Genomic DNA, 18,496 nt, shown 5'->3' on the forward strand with positions numbered 1-18,496 from the left:
TCAGCCGGCCTCGATGGTGTTTTCTGGCTTGCGCGCCATGTATTCGGAGAACACGCCCAGGCTCGCGGCGCGGCGCACCTCGGTGAAGCCCGCGGCGCGCAGCGCTTCCAGCACGCGCTCGGGCGGAATGCAGGCCTCGATGGTGTCCCAGTAATAGCGCCACAATTCCGAGGTGTTGCTGCGGCGGCCGACCACCCGGGCGATCAGCGGCACCACTGCGCGCATGTAGGCCTTGAGCAGCGCGGTGGCGATGCGGCCGTTGGGTTTGGTGATCTCGAGCACCACCAGGCGTCCGCCGGGGCGCAGCACGCGGTGGAACTCGCCGAACGCGGCCGCCACGTCGCTGATGTGGCGCATGGCGTAGCCCATGCTCACGAAATCGCAGCTGGCGTCCGGCCGGGGCAGCGCTTCGGCCACGCCCTGCACCAGCTCGACGCCGGGCAGGTCGACCTGTTCCATCATGCCCACGCTGGGATCGACGCCCACGAGCCGGCCCGTGGGGCCGATGATCCTGAGCGCCTCTCGGGCGACCAGTCCGGTGCCGATGCCGACGTCGAGCACCTGCGCGCCCGGCGCGAGCCCGGCCTGCGACAAGGCGGCGCGGCGGTACGACGGACCGGTGCCGAAGGCGAGCACGCTTTCGATGCGGTCGTAGTCGGCGGCGGTGCTGTCGAAGATGCGCCTCAGGAATGCCTGGTGCTCTGCCTCGTTCTTGTAGTACAGCGGCAATGGGGTGTGCGGCGGCAGGGTGGTCGGATTCCCGGGCCCGACTGAAGGCGATGGCGTCATCGAAGGATTATCACCAAAAGACCTTGCCGCTTCGGCGCCGCCGCGCCGGCCGTTGTGTGCGCCGGACAGTAAACTCGGAGCTTGCTTTGAAAACACAAGACAGCGAGATAGAAAGCCATGGCCGGACACAGCAAATGGGCAAACATCCAGCACCGCAAGGGCCGCCAGGACGAGAAGCGCGGCAAGCTTTGGACCCGCGCCATCCGTGAAATCACTGTGGCAGCGCGCGCCGGCGGGGGCGATCTCAGCGCCAACCCCCGGCTGCGGCTGGCGGTCGAGAAGGCCAAGGCGGTCAATCTGCCGATCGACACCGTCAAGCGCAACATCGACAAGGCCACCGGCAACCTCGAAGGCGTCAATTACGAAGAAATTCGTTACGAAGGGTACGGCATCGGCGGCGCGGCGATCATCGTCGACACCATGACCGACAACCGCGTGCGCACCGTGGCCGAAGTGCGCCACGCCTTTTCCAAGCACGGCGGCAACATGGGCACCGAAGGCTCGGTGGCCTTCCAGTTCAAGCACTGCGGCCAGATCATCTTTGCCCCCGGCACCAATGAAGACAAGGTGATGGAAGCCGCGCTCGAGGCCGGCGCCGAGGACGTGGTCACCGATGACGACGGCGCCATCGAGGTGATCACCGCCGTCGCCGATTTCGAAGCCGTCAAGAATGCGCTCGAAGCCGCCGGCCTCGAGCCCGAGGTGGCCGAGGTCACCATGCGCGCCGAGAACACGATCGAAATCACCGGCGAAGACGCGGCCAGGATGCAGAAGCTGCTCGATGTGCTCGAAGACCTGGACGATGTCCAGGAGGTCTATCACAACGCCGCGCTTTCCGAATGAATGAACATTGATCCACAGCGAATGAAGAAGGCCCACGAATGAAGGTACTGGTAATTGGAGGAGGGGGCCGGGAACACGCACTGGCGTGGCGGCTGGCGCAGGCCAGCCGAGTCAGCCGCGTGTACGTGGCGCCGGGCAACGGCGGCACCGTGAGTGACGAGCGCTACGACTGCATCGACATCGCCGAGCCCGCCGCGCTGCGCGAATGGGCTGCCAAGGAAAAGATCGCGCTCACCGTCGTCGGCCCCGAGGCGCCGCTGGCAGCGGGCGTGGTGGACGAATTCCGCGCGCACGGCCTGCGCATCTTCGGCCCCACGCAGGCCGCCGCGCAGCTCGAGAGCTCCAAGGCCTTCTCCAAGGCCTTCATGAAGCGCCACAAGATACCCACGGCCGAGTACGAGGCCTTCACCGACGCCGCGGCAGCGCACGCCTACATCGACGCCAAGGGCGCGCCGATCGTCGTCAAGGCCGATGGCCTGGCCGCCGGCAAGGGCGTGGTGGTGGCCATGACCGCGCAGGAGGCGCACGAGGCCGTCGACTTCATGCTGGTCGACAACAAGTTCGGCGTGGCGCACAACGATGGCGGCGCGCGCGTGGTCATCGAAGAATTCCTGCAGGGCGAGGAAGCCAGCTTCATCGTGCTGTGCGACGGCAAGAACGTGACCGCGCTGGCCACCAGCCAGGACCACAAGCGCCTGCTCGACAACGACGAAGGCCCCAACACCGGCGGCATGGGCGCGTACTCGCCGGCACCCGTGGTCACGGCCGAGGTGCATGCGCGCGCCATGCGCGAGATCATCCTTCCGACCATCCGCGGCATGGAAAAGGACGGCATCCCGTACACCGGCTTCCTGTATGCCGGCCTCATGATCGATGCGTCGGGCCATCCCAAGACGCTCGAGTTCAACTGCCGCATGGGCGACCCCGAGACACAGCCGATCATGATGCGGCTCAAGTCCGACCTGTTCGAAGTGTTCTGGCACGCCACCGACGGCACGCTCGACCAGGTCGAACTGCAGTGGGACCGGCGCGTGGCGCTCGGCGTGGTGATGGCGGCGCACGGCTATCCGCTCTCGCCGCGCAAGGGCGATCGCATCACCGGCATTCCGCCCGAGGCACCCGATGCTGTGGTGTTCCACGCGGGCACCACCCAGCAGGACGGCGAGCTCAAGACCAGCGGCGGCCGCGTGCTCTGCGTGACTGTGCTGGCCGACAGCGTGAAGCTCGCGCAGCAGCGGGCCTACGAAGTCGCCGCGCGCATCAGCTTCGATGGCGCGCAATACCGCAAGGACATCGGACACCGCGCGCTCCACGCGCGCAACAACCCGCACGCCTGATGCAACAGACCCACCCGGCAGCAGTCGGCGACTACCTGCGCAAGCTGCAGCAGGAGATCGTCGCGGCCGTCGAGGCGGCCGATGGCGGCGCCTGCGTGCGCGACGCCTGGCAAAAGGAGCCCGGCGAGACACTGCAGGGCAGCGGCCTCACCTGCATCCTGGAAGGCGGGGCGTTGTTCGAGCGCGCGGGCTGCGGTTTCTCGCAGGTGCGTGGGCCCAGGCTGCCGCCTTCGGCCACGCAGAACCGGCCCGAACTCGCGGGCGCGCCCTTCGAAGCCATGGGCGTTTCGCTGGTGTTCCATCCGCGCAACCCCTACGTGCCCATCGTCCACATGAACGTGCGCATGCTGGCTGCGCTGCCCGAGGGCAAGGATCCGGTGTGCTGGTTCGGCGGCGGCATGGACCTCACGCCCTGCTATGGCTTCGAGGACGACGCGGTTCACTTTCACACGGTGTGCCGCGACGCGCTGGCCGACTTCGGCGACGACAAGTACCCGCGCTTCAAGACCTGGTGCGACGAGTATTTCTTTCTCAAGCACCGCAACGAGCAGCGCGGCATCGGCGGCATCTTCTTCGACGACTTCGCCGACGGCGGATTCGAGAACGGCTTTGCCATGCTGCGCTCGGTGGGCAATGCCTTCCTGCCGGCCTACCTGCCCATTGTCGAGCGCCGCCGCGCCATGCCCTGGGGCGAGCGCGAGCGGGCGTTCCAGCTCTACCGGCGCGGGCGCTACGTGGAGTTCAACCTCGTGTGGGACCGCGGCACGCACTTCGGGCTGCAGTCGGGCGGGCGCACCGAATCGATCTTGCTGTCGATGCCGCCGCTCGCAAGCTGGGCCTACCAGCAACAGCCCGAAGCGGGCAGCCCCGAAGCAACGCTCTACAGCGACTTCATCGTGCGGCGCGACTGGTTGTGAACCCCACCGGCATGGCCCCGCGCATCGGTGTCTTCGGCGGCGCTTTCGATCCGCCGCACAACGCCCACGTGGCCCTGGCCGAGGCGGCGCTTGCGCAGCTCGACCTGGCCGAGCTGCACGTCATTCCCACGGGGCAGGCCTGGCACAAGAGCAGGGCGCTGACGCCGGCGCAGGACCGCCTCTCGATGACGCGGCTGGCTTTTTCGGGGTTGAAGGGCACCGTGGTGGTCGACAGCCGCGAAGTGTTGCGCGATGGCCCCACCTACACGCTCGACACCCTGCACGAACTGCAGCAGGAGCAGCCCGGAGCCCAACTGGTTCTGATCATGGGCGCCGACCAGGCCAGCGCATTGACTACATGGCACGGCTGGCAGGCTATACTCGGCATTGCTATTGTTTCTGTAGCGTATCGCGCATTATCGACGGGCGGCACTGCTCGTTTTGATCCGAAGATGCTGCCCGGCCTCCCGGCTGGCGCGCGTTTCGAGGCGCTCGAATTGCCGGCCATGGACACCAGCGCCACCGACATACGGCGGCGCGCGGCGCTTGGCGAGAACATTTCCTCGCTGGTTCCGCCAGCCGTTGCACGCTATATTGACCAACACCACCTTTACCGCCCTGCCTGATGACCACTGAAGCCGCCGCCAAGAAAGACACCCAGAAACTCCAGCGAGCCATCATCGATGGACTCGAAGACGTCAAGGCGCAGGACATCCAGGTTTTCGACACCGAGCATCTCTCACCGCTGTTCGAGCGCGTGATCGTGGCCTCGGGCACCTCCAACCGGCAGACCAAGGCGCTGGCCACCAGCGTGCGCGATGCCGTGCGCGAAGCCGGTTTCGGCAAGCCGCGCATCGAGGGCGAGGACAACGGCGAGTGGATCATCGTGGACTGCGGCGCGGCCGTCGCGCACATCATGCAGCCGGCCATCCGCCAGTACTACCACCTTGAAGAGATCTGGGGCGACAAGCCGGTGCGCGCCAAGCTCGGCGGCACCAAGCCGGCGCTTGCGACCGCCTCCAAGGTGATCGAAGAGAAGAAGCCGGTCGCGGCCAAGATGCCCAACCTGCGCCGTGCGAGCGCGGCCAAGACCGCCATCCGCGCGGCCGAGCAGGAAGCCAAGGCCGAGAAGGCCAGCCGAAGCCCGGCAAAGAAAACCGCCGCCAAGAAGGCGCCGGCCAGGAAGACCACGACCGCGCGCGTGCCGGTCAAGGTCGTTGGCAAGCCCGCTGCGAAGAAGCCCGCCGTGAAGAGGCCTGCGGCAAAGAAGGCGGCGCCTGCCAAGAAGGCGCCTGCCCGCCGCGCATGAAGCTCCTGGTGGTCGCCGTCGGGCAACGCATGCCCGACTGGGCACAGACTGCCTGGGACGACTACGCCAAGCGCTTTCCGCCCGAGCTCAAGCTCGAACTGCGCGCCGTCAAGACCGAACCCCGCGGCTCCAAGTCGCTCGAGACGCTCTACGCGGCCGAACGCGAACGCATCGAGGGCGCCATTGCCAAGGGCATGCGCATCGTCGTGCTCGACGAGCGCGGCACCGCGCTCACCACCAAGGCGCTGGCTGCACGCCTGCAGGCCTGGCAAGGCGAGGGCGACGACGTGGCCCTTGTCATCGGCGGCCCCGATGGCCTCGATCCCGCCTTCAAGGCCGCAGCCCATGAACGCATCCGCCTGTCCGACCTGACCCTGCCGCATGCGATGGCGCGCGTGCTGCTCGTCGAACAGCTGTACCGGGCATGGTCAGTCAATGCGGGCCATCCGTACCACCGGGAATGACCGCCGACTTCATCTATCTCGCATCGCAAAGCCCGCGCCGCGCCCAACTGCTCGGCCAGTTCGGCGTTCGCCACGAACTGTTGCTGGCCGGTGCCGATGAAGATGCCGAATCGCTCGAAACGGTGCTGCCCAACGAGTCGCCGACCGCCTACGTGCAGCGCGTGACGGAGCTGAAGCTCGATGCGGCTGTCGCGCGGCGCAAGCGCCTCGGGCTCGTCGATGCACCGGTGCTCTGCGCCGACACCACCGTGGCGCTCGGCCGCACCATCCTCGGCAAGCCCGAGGATGCGCTCGATGCCGAGCGCATGCTCGCGCTCCTGTCCGGCGCCACGCACCGCGTGCTGACGGCCGTGGCGCTGCAGCATGGCCGCCGCCGCCATGCGGCGCTCAGCGTGTCGCGCGTGCGCTTCGCAGCCATGACCAGACAGCAGATGGCGCGCTATGCCGCCAGCGGCGAGCCGCTCGGCAAGGCCGGCGCCTATGCGATCCAGGGCGCGGCGGCTGCGTACATCGAGCACATCAGCGGATCCTATTCGGGCATCATGGGACTCCCGATGTTCGAGACCGCGCAGCTTCTTCGCAGCGCCGGTTTCAATACCTGAGAATTCCATGCAAGACATCCTGATCAACTGGTCCCCGCAGGAGACCCGTGTGGCGCTGGTCGAGCACGGCGCGGTGCAAGAGCTGCATGTCGAACGCACGCTGGAGCGCGGGCTGGTCGGCAACATCTATCTTGGCAAGGTGTCGCGCGTGCTGCCGGGCATGCAGTCGGCCTTCATCGACGTCGGCCTCGAGCGCACGGCCTTCCTGCACGTGGCCGATATCGTGGCGCCGTTCACGCCGGGCTCGCGGCCCAGCGCGCCGGCCCCCGAACGCGACCACCGCAATGGCGGGCCGATGGTGCCCATCGAGAAGCAGGTGTTCGAAGGCCAGTCGCTGCTGGTGCAGGTGATCAAGGACCCGATCGGCACCAAGGGCGCCCGGCTGTCCACGCAGATCAGCATTGCCGGCCGGCTGCTGGTGTTCCTGCCGCAGGACAACCACATCGGCGTTTCGCAGAAGATTCCTTCGGACCAGCGCGAATCATTGCGCGCGCGCATGCTCGCGTTGATCGAGGCCGCCGCGGCGGCCGACAGCGGCGGCGTGGTGCCTGCCAACACGGGCGGTTTCATCCTGCGCACCAACGGCGAAGATTCGTCCGACGCCGAACTGGCCGAGGACATCGCCTACCTGCGCAAGACCTGGTCGCGCATCCGCGACGCGTCGGGCAAGACTCCGCCGATGTCGCTGCTGCACCAGGACCTGAGCCTGCTGCAGCGCGTGCTGCGCGACATGACCAGCGAAGACACGCAAACCATCCGCATCGATTCCCGCGAGCAGTTCGAGGTGCTGCTCAAGTTCGGGCTCGAGTACATGCCGCAGGCGGCCGGCAAGCTGCAGCACTACAAGGGCGAACGGCCGATCTTCGACCTGTATTCGGTCGACGAGGAAATTGCCAAGGCGCTGGGCCGGCGCGTCGAACTCAAGTCGGGCGGCTACCTCGTGGTGGACCAGACCGAGGCGCTCACCACGGTTGACGTGAACACCGGCGGCTTCGTGGGGGCGCGCAATTTCGACGACACCATCTTCAAGACCAACCTCGAAGCCGCGCAGGCCATTGCGCGGCAACTGCGGCTGCGCAACCTGGGCGGCATCATCATCGTCGACTTCATCGACATGGGCCGCGACGACCACCGCGAGCAGGTGCTGGCCGAGTTCCGCAAGCAGCTTGCGCGCGACCGCGTCAAGACCACCGCGGGCGGCTTCTCGCAGCTCGGTCTGGTCGAGATGACGCGCAAGCGCACGCGCGAATCGCTGGCCCACATGCTGTGCGAGCCCTGCGCGGCCTGCGGCGGGCAGGGCATCGTGAAGACGGCGCGCAGCGTGGCCTACGACGCCATGCGCGAAATCTTGCGCGAGGCGCGGCAGTTCACGCCGCGCGAGTTCCGCATCGTGTCGTCGCCCCAGGTGATCGAGCTGTTCCTCGACGAGGAAAGCCAGCACCTCGCAGGGCTGAGCGACTTCATCGGCAAGCCGATTTCGTTGCAGTCCGAGGCCGCCATCGGGCAGGGCCAGTACGACATCGTGCTGCTCTGAAGGCTCGTCAGAGCGTCGGGTCCTGGCCCGGCGTCGCGCTGCGCACCGCCAGCGTCTGCAGCCGCGCATAGAGCCCGTCCAGCGCCATCAGCTGCTCGTGGCTGCCTTGCTCGGCGATGCGGCCTTGCTCCATCACGATGATGCGGTCGGCATGCTGGATGGTCGACAGCCGGTGCGCGACGATCAGCGTGGTGCGGTTCTGCATCAGGCGCTGCAGGGCGTCCTGCACCAGCCGTTCCGATTCGGTGTCGAGGGCCGAGGTGGCCTCGTCGAGCAGCAGGATGGGCGCGTTCTTGTAGAGCGCGCGCGCGATGGCCAGGCGCTGGCGCTGGCCGCCGGAAAGCTGCGTGGCGTTGTGGCCGAGCACCGTGTCGATGCCCTGCGGCAGGCTCTCGACGTGGGAGGACAGGTTCGCGGCTGCTATGCATTGCTGGACCCGTTCGCGATCGATTCCGGCGCCCAGCGCCACGTTGGCGGCCAGCGTGTCGTTGAGCATCACCACGTCCTGGCTCACCATCGCGAACTGCGCGCGCAGGCTCTTCAGTTCCCATTCGCTGGTGTCGTGCCCGTCGAGCAGCACCTGGCCGCCGCTTGGCAGCACGAAGCGCGGCAGCAGGTTGACCAGCGTGGTCTTGCCCGAGCCCGAAGGGCCGACGAAGGCCACCACCTGGCCCGGCTCGATCGTCAGATTCACGCCGTCGAGTGCGCGGGCTTCGTCCTCGCCGCGGTAGCTGACCTTGATGCCGCGCAGTTCGATGCGGCCTTGCGCATGTTCGACGCTGAAATTGCCCTGCGGCTCCGGGGCCACGTCGTCGATCAGCACCAGGCCGCGTTCGAGTGCTGCGAGGCCGCGCGTGATGGGCGCGGCCATGTCCGCCAGCCGGCGGATCGGCGCGATGAGCATCAGCATGGCCGTGATGTAGGCGACGAAGCCGCCCACGGTCAGGCCCTGTTCGCCGCTCTGCCAGAGCGCGATCATCACCACCACCGAGAGCGCGAGCGCGGCCATCATCTGCGTGAGCGGCGTGGTGGCGGCCTGCGCGATGGTCGATTTCACGGCCAGCCTGTTCAGGCGCTGGCTCAGTTGCTCGAAGCGCTCGCCTTGCGCCGCCTCGGCCCCGTGCAGCCGCACCATGCGGTGTGCGAGCACGTTCTCTTCCACCACGTAGGCCAGCTCGTCGGTGGCCTGCTGGCCCTGCTGCGTCAGGCGGTACAGGCGCTTGGAGAACACCTTCATGATCCACGAGATGCTCGGCACCAGAAAGGCAACGATGAGCGTGAGCTTCCAGTTCAGGTAGACCAGGTAGGCGAGCAGCGCAATCAGGGTGAAGCCGTCGCGCGAAAGTCCGAGGAGGGCCTGCACCAGCAGCATGGAGCCGGTCTGCACTTCATACACCACGGTGTTCGAAAGCGCGCTGGCCGACTGACGCGAGAACAAGGCGAGCTCGGCCGCCAGCAGGCGCTGGAACAGCACGCGGCGCAGCCGCTGCATGCCTTCGTTGGCAATGCGCGAGAGCGCGTATTGGGAAATGAACTGGGCAATGCCGCGCACCGCGAACAGCAGCAGCACGGCGGCCGGCACGATCCACAGCGCCAGTTGTCCGCGGTTGAAGCCGCGGTCGAGCAGCGGCTTCAGCAGGGCCGCCATCAAGGGCTCGGTGACGGCCGCCAGCAGGGCGCCGATGAGCCCGACGGCCCACCAGTGGCGCGAGCCGCCGAACCAGGTCATGAGTCTCGCCAGCCGGCGTGTCAGGGGAGGGCGTGCGGTCTCACTGCCGGGGGATGCTTGCATGGCGGCGGATTCTACGGGGCCGCACCGAAGGGCCCTCGGAGGGCTGCCATGTAGGACCGCATCGCTCGATACACGTTTTGTGACGGCACGACCGAACCAGTGTGTAACATGTGGCCCGTCACACCGGGTAGAACTTTTTGACCCGAAACATCTCCGAACCGCATGAACAAGCCGTTGCCAGTTTCCATTTCAACTCCTTCTTCATCGCTTTTTGCGCGCCGCGCCTTGATTGCGGCGCTTGCTGCCACTCCCCTGCTGCCCGCGCTCGCCCAGTTCCGGGTCGAGGTCTCGGGCGTGGGGCTCACGCAGCTGCCCATCGCGCTGGTTCCGTTCAAGGGGCAGGACGCCTCGCCGCAGAAGATCTCCGAGATCGTGCAGGCCGACCTGGAGCGCAGCGGCCAGTTCCGAGGCGTCGATGCTTCCGGGCAGGCGCTCGACGAAGCCTCGCGCCCCGACCTCGCCCTGTGGCGCCAGCGCACGGCGGACTCGCTCGTGGTGGGCAGCGTCACGCGCCTGGCCGATGGCCGCTTCGACGTGCGCTTCCGCCTGTGGGACGTGGTGCGCGGACAAGACCTCGGCGGCCAGAGCTACACCGTTCCGCAAGGCGACCTGCGGCTCGCGTCGCATCGCATTGCCGACTACGTCTATGAAAAGCTGACCGGCGACAAGGGCATCTTCTCGACCCGCATTGCCTACGTGACCAAGGGCGGCAGCCGCTATTCGCTGTGGGTGGCCGATGCCGATGGCGAGAACGCGCAGGCCGCGCTCGCAAGTCCGGAACCCATCATCTCGCCGGTCTGGTCGTCCAACGGCCAGCAACTGGCCTACGTGTCGTTCGAGTCGCGCAAGCCCGTGGTGTACGTGCACAACGTGGCCAGCGGGCAGCGCCGGCTGCTTGCCAACTTCCGCGGCTCCAACAGCGCGCCGGCGTGGGCGCCTGATGGCGGCTCGCTCGCCGTCACGCTCAGCCGCGACGGCGGCTCCCAGCTCTACACGATCCCGGCTGCTGGCGGCGAGCCGCGCCGGCTGACCCAGAGCGCCAGCATCGACACCGAGCCTGTCTACTCCGCAGATGGCAGTACGATCTACTTCGTGAGCGACCGCGGCGGCGCCCCGCAGATCTACAAGATGAGCGCCAGCGGCGGCGCGCCGACGCGCGTCACCTTCAGCGGCACCTACAACATTTCTCCCTCTGTCAGCGGCGACGGCCGGTGGTTGGCCTACATCTCTCGCGTTGGCGGCGCCTTCAAACTCCATGTGATGGAGTTGGCAACCGGCAATGTCTCGGCCATCACCGACACTTCGGCAGACGAGAGCCCAAGTTTTGCCCCCAACAGCAAGCTGATCGTCTACGCAACGCACCTGCAAGGCCGCGAAGCGCTCATGACGACCACGCTGGACGGAAAAATAAAGGCACGGCTGGCGGGACAGGGCGGAGACATAAGAGAACCGGACTGGGGTCCGTTTCAAAAGCAATGACCAAGGTTTATTTGAGGAGTACCCAATGTTGAAACGTACGATTTATTCGCTGGCCATCGTGGCTCTGATTGCCGGTTGCTCGTCGGGCACCAAGCTCAACGACACACCGGTGACCGACCGCTCCGGCACCGCCGGCGGCCAACAAGGTGGCGCAAGTGCAGTCGCCCCCGTCTCCATCGATTCCACTGCCGGTACCGCGCAAGGTCCGGTCGGTATCGAACGGATCGTCTATTTCGACTACGACAGCTACACGGTCAAGCCCGAGTTCCAGGCCCTGATCGATGGCCACGGCCGTTTCCTCAAGGCCAATCCGCAGCGCCGCGTTTCCATCGAAGGCCACACCGACGAGCGTGGCGGCCGCGAGTACAACCTTGCACTCGGCCAGAAGCGCTCCGAAGCCGTCCGCCGTGCGCTGACGCTGCTGGGCGTGAACGACGCCCAGATCGAAGCCGTGAGCTTCGGCAAGGAAAAGCCCGCGGTCCAGGGCTCGGGCGAAGAAGCCTGGGCGCAGAACCGCCGCGCTGAAATCCGCTACACCCGGTGATGCAACACGCCCTGTTGCGAGGCGCGGCGCTGGCTGCCGCCTTGCTTTGCGTTTCGGTCGGCTCGCAAGCTGCGTTGTTCGAGGATGACGAGGCGCGCCGCGCCATCCTTGACCTGCGCCAGCGGGTGGAGGCCATGCGCCAGCAGACCGACCAGCGGCTTGCCGACGAAAACGGCCAGCTGCGCCGCAGCCTGCTCGACCTGCAGAACCAGATCGAGCAGATGCGGGGCGATCTCGCGCGCATGACCGGCCAGAACGAGCAGCTGCAGCGCACCTTGAGCGAGATGCAGTCGCGCCAGACCACCATCGACGACCGGCTCAAGCAGAACGAGCCGACGAAGGTTTCCGTGGATGGCCGCGAGTTCACCGCCGATCCCAAGGAAAAGGCCGACTTCGATGCCGCGCTCGGCATCTTCCGCGCGGGCCAGTTCGCGCAGGCGCAAACCGCGTTCGCCGAGTTCGTCAAGCGCTATCCGCAAAGCGGCTACAACGCCTCCGCGCTGTTCTGGCTCGGCAATGCGCAGTACGCAACGCGCAACTACAACGAGGCCATCGCGAACTTCCGCTCCATGCTGTCGCTTGCGCCCGACCACGCCAAGGCTCCCGAGGCCGTGCTGTCGATCGCCAATTGCCAGATCGAGCTGAAAGACACGCGCGCCGCGCGCCGCACGCTCGAAGACCTGACCAAGGCCTATCCGCAATCCGAAGCCGCCCAGGCCGGCCGAGAGCGTCTTTCGCGCCTGCGCTAGCGGCAGCGCAGTTCCCCCGCTTGAGCGCAGCCATCCTTCCTGATGCGTCGATCGACGCCGCGAATGTCATCACCGACACCGCGGCGCCCGACTTCGCTCGCCGCTTCGGCGGCCTCGAACGCCTGTATGGCGTGGCCGGTGCTGCGCGCATCCGCAATGCGCACGTGCTCGTCGTCGGCATCGGCGGCGTGGGATCGTGGGCCGTCGAGGCGCTGGCGCGCAGCGGCGTGGGGCGGCTGACGCTGATCGATCTCGATCACGTCTCCGAGTCGAACATCAACAGGCAGATCCACGCGCTCGATGCAACCGTGGGACAGGCCAAGGTCGAGGCCATGCGCGACCGCATCGCGCAGATCAACCCCGACTGCCAGGTGCTTGCGCTCGATGAATTCGTCGAGCCCGGCAACTGGACGGCCTTGCTCGAAGCGGCGCAGGCAGCCAACGGGCCCGCGACGGCCGTCATCGATGCCTGCGACCAGGTCAAGGCCAAGCTCACGATGGCCGCATGGGCCCGCGCATCGCGCACCGCCTTCGTGACCGTGGGCGCGGCCGGCGGCAAGCGGCAGGCGCACAAGGTCGACATCGACGATCTCGCGCTTGTCACGCACGATCCGCTGCTGGCGCAGCTTCGCCAGCGCCTTCGCAAGGAGCATGGTGCGCCGCGCGAGGGCCGCAAGATCGGCGTGGCCTGCGTCTTCAGCCGCGAGAGCGTCGCACCGCCCGATGCCTCCTGCGCCATCATCGAAGGCGATGGTTCGCTCAACTGCCACGGCTACGGTTCGGTGGTGAGCGTGACCGCGACTTTCGGCCAATGTGCAGCGGGTTGGGTTCTCGACAGGATTGCGAGCAACGCCACGCTATAATCTTTGGCTTTGCCGGATTCGACGCCGGTGAAGAAAAACCGAAAAAGAAGAAATTGGCTCCGGGACGTTAGCTCAGTTGGTAGAGCAGCGGACTTTTAATCCGTTGGTCACTGGTTCGAATCCAGTACGTCCTACCAACAAATCTTGAAAATCGTCATTTGCCGCAAGCATTTGGCGATTTTTTTTGCCGTGTTCTTATATGTGGCAAGCCTTCCGGCGTCAGACGGAAGTCAGGAATTTGGCTCATAATTGAATTCCAAAGTATTACTTTCGCTCCCGGACTTCGTCCCGGACCTCTTTTCTGGGGCGGGCCCAAAAAGCGATCTGGAGGGTGCGATGTGCGTGACCCAGATGAATTCCGTCGGTGCTTCGAAAACGACGTACAGGGTGTGGCCGGACGATCCGGACGGCTTCTCCATCCAGAGGATCACGCCGATGCACCACAACTTTCACGAGCATCCGCTGTTCCAGGTGCCTCAGCTGGTGCAGCTCGGGCTGGAGCTCTCGAAGCTGGACCAATGCAGGTTCATGACGCCGAACAGGACGGTCGCGTCCGCGCTCGCGCACGACAGCCGTCCTCCTGACGGGCGCAGCATCGAGCAATTCTTCCAGCGCATGGAGGAGCCGGGTTCCTCGGTCGCCTTCTACAACATCGAGGTCATTCCCCGCTATCAGGCACTGCTGATGGCGGTGGTGGACTCGATGCGCTCCTTGGTCGAGCGAGAGCAACCGGAGATCTTCAGGGTGAACGGATTCGTCTTCTTCTCTGCTCCGCCTTCCGTCACGCCCTTTCACATCGATCGCGAAAACAACTTCTGGCTTCAGCTGCATGGGCACAAGATCCTCAACGTCTGGGATCACCGCGATCGCACCATCGTGCCGGCCGATGCGGTCGAAGACTTCATCGTCACCCAGTCGCTCAGGAAGGTGTGCTTCGATGAAGCGTTCCTGTCACGCGGACTGGAGTTCGATGCGCGGCCCGGGGATGCGGTCTACTTTCCAAGCACTTCGCCCCACATGACGAGGTCCAATGCCGATCACACCACCCCCGGCGATCGCTTGTCGATCTCGATCGGGGTGACCTTCTACACCGCTGCCACGCGCGAGGTGGCCCGCATTCATCAGGTGAACCGGCTGATGCGCAAGTGCGGCCTGTCACCCTCTTACCCGAGGGAATCGCCCACCGCGGATGCAGTCAAGTCGGCCGTCGGTGGCCTGGTCGGCGCCGGCCGCGCCCGGCTCGGCGCTGCGCGCGCCCGGATCATCAGCATGACCACGGCGCGCAGCTTCAAGCACACGCCGCCGCCGGGCTCCTACTGAACAACGCAGCCGCCCGGACACGGCCGGAATTGGGGCGCTTGCGGGTCGGAAAAAAAACAGCCCGCGCGAGGGCGGGCTGGAAGATGGCCTGCTGGAGGAGGGAGGATCGGAGAAATGCAGGCCACAGGAGAGCCTTCACTATGTTCTGCGAACCTGCACGCAACCTGACCTCTGGCAGGTGCTTCGCACCCGGGCGCGATGCGTGGCTCAGTCCTCGTCTTCCCACTTCCCCACGACGGTGCCGAGCACCGTGAACGCGGTTCGAATCGGCTCGTGCTTCGGATTCAGCGGCAGCAGCCAGCGGCGGCCGTCTTCCTGCTTGAAGACCTTGAAGGTGACTTCGTTGCCTGCATCGAGCCTGGCAATGATGCGCTCGCCGTCCTCGGGCGTGGTTCGCTGCGTGTCGACGAAGATGATCGATTCCGCGGGATAGCTCTTGAGGTGGCCGCTCGGTGCGGTCATGCTGTCGCCGCGCACGCGCAGCGCGTAGGTGTTGCCGGGGCTGTGATGCGCAACGCAGGGAAGCCACCGCTCGGCCTGGATCGCTCCCTGCGCGGCGCCATTCCACGAAGCAACTTGCGTCCATGCGATGAGGGGAACGGTGCCGGGTGTGCCGGGATTGAAGGACGGGCCCGATGGCGGCGTGCGCGTGACCCGGTAAGCACCCGGAGGTTCGCTGGCGTTGTCGCGCGCCGTGCGTGGCTGGGGTACATCCCACGGCGCGAGGCCGTCGCCGGTGTCCAGCCAGTTGGGATCGACGCGGTAGGCGCGCGCCAGTGCGAGCAGGGCCATCGAACGGCCGGTGTCGCCGCGTTCTATTTTCGAGATGTTGGATTGCTTGACGCCTGAAGCCGCTTCGGCTTGCTTCTGAGTCATCCTGGCGTATTTGCGCGCTGCCAATGCGCGCGCTGCAATAGTCTCCATGGGCGCCGATTTAAGCGCAGGCGAATATTCACTTTGGACTCTAGAATAGTTGAAAGGGAGTATTTGCCATGAAACCACGCAAGTTGGTGCTGGCGCTGAAAGCCGTGAGGCTGACGCACAAGCCAATCGAAGGGCGAAGCCGTCATTCGGCACCGCCTGGAATCCGCAGGATCAGGCTCGCATGCGCGCGCAGCATGATGCCGCGCCAGGACCGAATTCACCTGCCGGGCTGAATCGTGCAAAGCCCGTTGCCACGGGGCCTGTGGCTTGACCGCGTGCTGTGCGCGCTGTTGGCGCTGCTGTCTGCCACGGCTCTCTTCCACGGATTTTGCTCGCAGGACCACGGCCTGGCCGGCTTGGCGATCGCCGGCCTCGCAGCCGCGGGTTGGATCGGAATCTCGCTGTTCGACGACTGCGCGTTCAGGCGTGCACGTGCGGTCCGGGAGGCGGTAGAGAAAGCGTCGCGCTCACGCGCACGCAATCCTTGATGTGCTGCTCGCCCAAGGCGCGCAAGGCGGCGTAGCCGAGCGCAGCAGAAACGATCTGCCCGGCGATCGGCACGTACTTTGCCGCCTGCTTGGCCGTGAGCTTCACGCCGGCATGCCGCGCGAGCTTGATCAGCAGGTCGCGCGTGACGAGCCTGCCAACCAGCAGCGCGCCGACCGTCGTGGCCGCCTTCTGGATGCGTTCGCGCTGGTGCGGTGCAAGCTTTTCGACCTGGGTGACCGACAGGCCGAACTCGGCGCTGATCTGCGGCACCAGGCGCGAGAGCAGGGCCGCATCGGCCGCCCAGTCGATGCCGGGCAAGGGAATGGCGCTGGCGGCCGCGGCCATCAAGGCCTTGCGGCCGATCAGGCGGCGGCTGCGGTGGATGGCCGCAATCAGCTTTTCGTCACCCCGGGCCAGTTCGATGGCAGACGGCATGCAGGAAGTCTCCTTCGGAGGTTCAGGCCGCGAGCGCCTCGAGCTGGTCCGACAGGGCCAGCCAGCGCTCTTCGAGCCGGCCGATTTCATCGTTGAGGGCTTTCAGCCGCTTGCCCGCCTCGGCGATGTCGGCCGGCGGCAGCGGCTGCGCCAGGCGCGCCTCGAGCGCGCTGCGCTCGGCGCCGGCCGCGGCCAGCCGTTCGTCGATCTGCGCGATCTCGCGCTTGATGGGCTTGGTCTGGTCGCTGCGCTGCTGACGCTCCTGGGTGTCCTGCCTGGGCACCGGGGCGGCCGTGTTGGCGGCTTCGCGCACGGCCACCTTGGCTTCTTCGCGCAGCCGCTTGGCTTCGTCGAGCAGGTAGCGCTGGTAGTCGTCGAGGTCGCCGTCGAAATCGGTGACCACGCCGCGGCCCACGAGCCAGAACTCGTCGCACACCGAGCGCAGCAGCGCACGGTCGTGGCTCACGAGCATCAACGTGCCTTCGAACTCGTTGAGTGCCACGGCCAGGGCCTCGCGGGTGGCCAGGTCCAGGTGGTTGGTGGGCTCGTCGAGCAGCAGTAGGTTGGGGCGCTGCCAGACCATCATCGCGAGCACCAGGCGCGCCTTCTCGCCGCCGCTCATGGTGCCCACGGGCTGCTTCACCATGTCGCCGCTGAAGTTGAAGCTGCCGAGAAAACCGCGCAAGGCCTGCTCGCCAGTGCTTTCCTTCACGGCGCTGCCCAGTTCGCGGGCCATGCGCACCATGTGTTCGAGCGGGTTGTCCTGCGGGCGCAGCACGTCGAGTTCCTGCTGCGCGAAGTAGCCGATGTTGAGGCCCTTGCCTTCGGTGACCTCGCCGGCCAGCGCGCCCATTTCGCGCGCGATGGTCTTCACCAGCGTCGACTTGCCCTGGCCGTTGGCGCCCAGGATGCCGATGCGCTGGCCCGCCAGCACCGAGCGGCTCACGCCGCGCAGGATGGTCTTGGGCTCTTCGCCTTCGCCACCTTCCGGGGCCTTGTAGCCGAAGCTCGCGTTGCGGATCGAGAGCATCGGGTTGGGGATGTTGCCCGGCTCCTTGAACTCGAAGGTGAAGTCGGCCTCGGCCAGGAGCGGCGCGACCTTCTCCATGCGCTCCAGCGCCTTGACGCGGCTTTGCGCCTGCTTGGCCTTGCTGGCCTTGGCCTTGAAGCGGTCGATGAACTTCTGCAGGTGGGCGATCTTGTCCTGCTGCTTGCTGAAGGCGGTCTGCTGCAGCGCCATCTGCTCGGCGCGCAGGGTTTCGAAGGCGCTGTAGTTGCCGCCGTAGCGCGTGAGCTGGGCGTTGGCGATGTGCAGGGTGACGTTGGTCACGGCATCGAGAAACTCGCGGTCGTGGCTGATGACGATCATGGTGCCGGCGTACTTCTGCAGCCAGGCTTCGAGCCAGACAAGCGCGTCCAGGTCCAGGTGGTTGGTGGGCTCGTCGAGCAGCAGCAGGTCGCTCGGGCACATCAGCGCGCGGGCCAGTTGCAGGCGCATGCGCCAGCCGCCTGAGAAGCTGTTGACGGGCTCGTCGAGCTCGTGCGACTTGAATCCCAGCCCGAGGACCAGCGCCTGCGCGCGCGGCACCGCGTCGTGCTCGCCGGCGTCGGCCAGGTCGGTGTAGGCATGGGCCAGTTCCATGCCGATGTCGGCGTCCTCGGGATTGGCTTCGTAGGCGGCCTCGATGGCCGCCAGCGTGGCGCGCAGCTCTGTCAGGCGGGTGTCGCCGCCCACCACGAAGTCGGTGGCCGACTCCTCCGTTTCGGGCATGTCCTGCGCCACCTGCGCCATGCGCCATTGCTTGGGCACGTAGAAGTCGCCGCCGTCTTCGTGCAGCGAGCCGTTGAAGAGCGCGAACAGGGTCGACTTGCCGGCGCCGTTGCGCCCGACGAGGCCGACCTTTTCACCGGGATTGATGGTGACGGTGGCGCCGTCGAGCAGTTTCTTGGCGCTGCGGCGAAGAATGACGTTTTTGAGAGTAATCATGAAATAGGAACCGTAGGGGCGATTATCCCGCCCGGCCCGTGGCGGCCTGGCGCGAAGGGGCAAATGGGGAGGACACCACCCGTTGAAAAGGAGGGAGGGCCACAGCCGTGGCTGCGGGA

At 66.4% G+C, this 18,496-nt stretch carries 18 protein-coding genes and 1 tRNA gene; 14 read left to right on the top strand and 5 right to left on the bottom strand.

Going from position 1 to position 18,496, the window contains the following annotated elements; genetic code table 11:
• A complete protein-coding gene (locus tag QFZ47_RS25425) occupies window positions 1-789 on the bottom strand; it encodes a class I SAM-dependent methyltransferase (RefSeq protein WP_307658273.1) in 789 nt (262 codons plus the stop codon).
• Between the two features lie 117 nt (window positions 790-906).
• On the opposite strand from QFZ47_RS25425, the gene QFZ47_RS25430 reads away from it, so the two are divergent.
• The 8 genes from QFZ47_RS25430 to rng are packed head-to-tail and all read left to right on the top strand — an operon-like array spanning window position 907 to window position 7,795.
• Complete coding sequence (locus QFZ47_RS25430) at window positions 907-1,632, top strand: YebC/PmpR family DNA-binding transcriptional regulator (protein ID WP_307658274.1); 726 nt, start codon at window positions 907-909, stop codon at window positions 1,630-1,632.
• A gap of 38 nt (window positions 1,633-1,670) precedes the next feature.
• The gene (gene purD, locus QFZ47_RS25435) at window positions 1,671-2,969 is read left to right on the top strand and encodes a phosphoribosylamine--glycine ligase (protein WP_307658275.1); all 1,299 of its coding nucleotides are present in this window, start codon (window positions 1,671-1,673) and stop codon (window positions 2,967-2,969) included.
• On the top strand, window positions 2,969-3,886 hold the full coding sequence (gene hemF, locus QFZ47_RS25440) for an oxygen-dependent coproporphyrinogen oxidase (protein WP_307658276.1): 918 nt from the start codon (window positions 2,969-2,971) through the stop codon (window positions 3,884-3,886). The genes purD and hemF overlap by 1 nt, the downstream gene beginning before the upstream one ends.
• Complete coding sequence (nadD, locus tag QFZ47_RS25445; RefSeq protein WP_307658277.1) at window positions 3,883-4,512, top strand: nicotinate-nucleotide adenylyltransferase; 630 nt, start codon at window positions 3,883-3,885, stop codon at window positions 4,510-4,512. Before hemF ends, nadD begins: the two co-directional genes overlap by 4 nt.
• Window positions 4,512-5,195, top strand: coding sequence for a ribosome silencing factor (gene rsfS / locus QFZ47_RS25450; protein WP_307658279.1), 684 nt, complete (start codon window positions 4,512-4,514; stop codon window positions 5,193-5,195). The genes nadD and rsfS overlap by 1 nt, the downstream gene beginning before the upstream one ends.
• Window positions 5,192-5,659: a 23S rRNA (pseudouridine(1915)-N(3))-methyltransferase RlmH gene (rlmH, locus tag QFZ47_RS25455; RefSeq protein WP_012747795.1), complete on the top strand. Its 468-nt coding sequence runs from the start codon at window positions 5,192-5,194 to the stop codon at window positions 5,657-5,659. Before rsfS ends, rlmH begins: the two co-directional genes overlap by 4 nt.
• Window positions 5,656-6,261, top strand: coding sequence for a Maf family protein (locus QFZ47_RS25460; RefSeq protein ID WP_307658280.1), 606 nt, complete (start codon window positions 5,656-5,658; stop codon window positions 6,259-6,261). Before rlmH ends, QFZ47_RS25460 begins: the two co-directional genes overlap by 4 nt.
• A 7-nt stretch (window positions 6,262-6,268) precedes the next feature.
• A complete protein-coding gene (gene rng, locus QFZ47_RS25465; protein ID WP_307658281.1) occupies window positions 6,269-7,795 on the top strand; it encodes a ribonuclease G in 1,527 nt (508 codons plus the stop codon).
• Window positions 7,796-7,802: 7 nt separating this feature from the next.
• On the opposite strand, the gene msbA is transcribed toward rng, so the two are convergent.
• Window positions 7,803-9,587: a lipid A export permease/ATP-binding protein MsbA gene (msbA, locus tag QFZ47_RS25470; RefSeq protein WP_307658282.1), complete on the bottom strand. Its 1,785-nt coding sequence runs from the start codon at window positions 9,585-9,587 to the stop codon at window positions 7,803-7,805.
• A 162-nt stretch (window positions 9,588-9,749) separates the two neighbouring features.
• Here msbA and tolB point away from each other — a divergent pair, with 162 nt between their 5' ends.
• The 6 genes from tolB (at window position 9,750) to QFZ47_RS25500 (ending at window position 14,542) form a co-directional block, all read left to right on the top strand.
• On the top strand, window positions 9,750-11,066 hold the full coding sequence (gene tolB, locus QFZ47_RS25475; protein ID WP_442480558.1) for a Tol-Pal system beta propeller repeat protein TolB: 1,317 nt from the start codon (window positions 9,750-9,752) through the stop codon (window positions 11,064-11,066).
• A 25-nt stretch (window positions 11,067-11,091) separates the two neighbouring features.
• Window positions 11,092-11,610, top strand: a complete 519-nt coding sequence (gene pal, locus QFZ47_RS25480) for a peptidoglycan-associated lipoprotein Pal (RefSeq protein ID WP_307658283.1) — start codon at window positions 11,092-11,094, stop codon at window positions 11,608-11,610.
• Window positions 11,610-12,359 carry a tol-pal system protein YbgF gene (gene ybgF / locus QFZ47_RS25485; RefSeq protein ID WP_307658284.1) on the top strand — a complete coding sequence of 250 codons (750 nt, stop codon included), beginning with the start codon at window positions 11,610-11,612 and terminating at the stop codon, window positions 12,357-12,359. Before pal ends, ybgF begins: the two co-directional genes overlap by 1 nt.
• A gap of 68 nt (window positions 12,360-12,427) precedes the next feature.
• Entirely contained in the window at window positions 12,428-13,222 is a 795-nt protein-coding gene (locus QFZ47_RS25490) for a tRNA threonylcarbamoyladenosine dehydratase (protein ID WP_307659014.1), read from the top strand.
• 61 nt (window positions 13,223-13,283) lie between these two features.
• A tRNA-Lys gene (locus QFZ47_RS25495) sits at window positions 13,284-13,359 on the top strand.
• Between the two features lie 112 nt (window positions 13,360-13,471).
• Complete coding sequence (locus QFZ47_RS25500; protein ID WP_307658285.1) at window positions 13,472-14,542, top strand: JmjC domain-containing protein; 1,071 nt, start codon at window positions 13,472-13,474, stop codon at window positions 14,540-14,542.
• 207 nt (window positions 14,543-14,749) lie between these two features.
• Here QFZ47_RS25500 and QFZ47_RS25505 read toward each other — a convergent pair whose 3' ends face one another.
• From QFZ47_RS25505 to QFZ47_RS25515, 3 genes are all read right to left on the bottom strand, one after another.
• Window positions 14,750-15,466 (bottom strand): helix-turn-helix domain-containing protein, encoded by a 717-nt coding sequence (locus tag QFZ47_RS25505; RefSeq protein ID WP_307658286.1) that lies wholly within the window; start codon window positions 15,464-15,466, stop codon window positions 14,750-14,752.
• 420 nt (window positions 15,467-15,886) lie between these two features.
• Window positions 15,887-16,390 (bottom strand): hypothetical protein, encoded by a 504-nt coding sequence (locus QFZ47_RS25510; RefSeq protein ID WP_307658287.1) that lies wholly within the window; start codon window positions 16,388-16,390, stop codon window positions 15,887-15,889.
• A gap of 22 nt (window positions 16,391-16,412) precedes the next feature.
• Window positions 16,413-18,377: an ABC-F family ATP-binding cassette domain-containing protein gene (locus tag QFZ47_RS25515; RefSeq protein ID WP_307658288.1), complete on the bottom strand. Its 1,965-nt coding sequence runs from the start codon at window positions 18,375-18,377 to the stop codon at window positions 16,413-16,415.
• Window positions 18,378-18,496: the final 119 nt, after the last annotated feature.

The organism is Variovorax paradoxus (assembly GCF_030815975.1).
Taxonomy (GTDB): domain Bacteria; phylum Pseudomonadota; class Gammaproteobacteria; order Burkholderiales; family Burkholderiaceae_C; genus Variovorax; species Variovorax paradoxus_N.

What these genes read in the sequence shown, in the direction of transcription:
- QFZ47_RS25425 (WP_307658273.1), bottom strand. Translation starts at nt 789, where the DNA reads ATGACGCCATCGCCTTCAGTCGGGCCCGGGAATCCGACCACCCTGCCG.
- QFZ47_RS25430 (WP_307658274.1), top strand. Translation starts at nt 907, where the DNA reads ATGGCCGGACACAGCAAATGGGCAAACATCCAGCACCGCAAGGGCCGC.
- purD (WP_307658275.1), top strand. Translation starts at nt 1,671, where the DNA reads ATGAAGGTACTGGTAATTGGAGGAGGGGGCCGGGAACACGCACTGGCG.
- hemF (WP_307658276.1), top strand. Translation starts at nt 2,969, where the DNA reads ATGCAACAGACCCACCCGGCAGCAGTCGGCGACTACCTGCGCAAGCTG.
- rsfS (WP_307658279.1), top strand. Translation starts at nt 4,512, where the DNA reads ATGACCACTGAAGCCGCCGCCAAGAAAGACACCCAGAAACTCCAGCGA.
- rlmH (WP_012747795.1), top strand. Translation starts at nt 5,192, where the DNA reads ATGAAGCTCCTGGTGGTCGCCGTCGGGCAACGCATGCCCGACTGGGCA.
- QFZ47_RS25460 (WP_307658280.1), top strand. Translation starts at nt 5,656, where the DNA reads ATGACCGCCGACTTCATCTATCTCGCATCGCAAAGCCCGCGCCGCGCC.
- rng (WP_307658281.1), top strand. Translation starts at nt 6,269, where the DNA reads ATGCAAGACATCCTGATCAACTGGTCCCCGCAGGAGACCCGTGTGGCG.
- msbA (WP_307658282.1), bottom strand. Translation starts at nt 9,587, where the DNA reads ATGCAAGCATCCCCCGGCAGTGAGACCGCACGCCCTCCCCTGACACGC.
- tolB (WP_442480558.1), top strand. Translation starts at nt 9,750, where the DNA reads ATGAACAAGCCGTTGCCAGTTTCCATTTCAACTCCTTCTTCATCGCTT.
- pal (WP_307658283.1), top strand. Translation starts at nt 11,092, where the DNA reads ATGTTGAAACGTACGATTTATTCGCTGGCCATCGTGGCTCTGATTGCC.
- ybgF (WP_307658284.1), top strand. Translation starts at nt 11,610, where the DNA reads ATGCAACACGCCCTGTTGCGAGGCGCGGCGCTGGCTGCCGCCTTGCTT.
- QFZ47_RS25505 (WP_307658286.1), bottom strand. Translation starts at nt 15,466, where the DNA reads ATGGAGACTATTGCAGCGCGCGCATTGGCAGCGCGCAAATACGCCAGG.
- QFZ47_RS25510 (WP_307658287.1), bottom strand. Translation starts at nt 16,390, where the DNA reads ATGCCGTCTGCCATCGAACTGGCCCGGGGTGACGAAAAGCTGATTGCG.
- QFZ47_RS25515 (WP_307658288.1), bottom strand. Translation starts at nt 18,377, where the DNA reads ATGATTACTCTCAAAAACGTCATTCTTCGCCGCAGCGCCAAGAAACTG.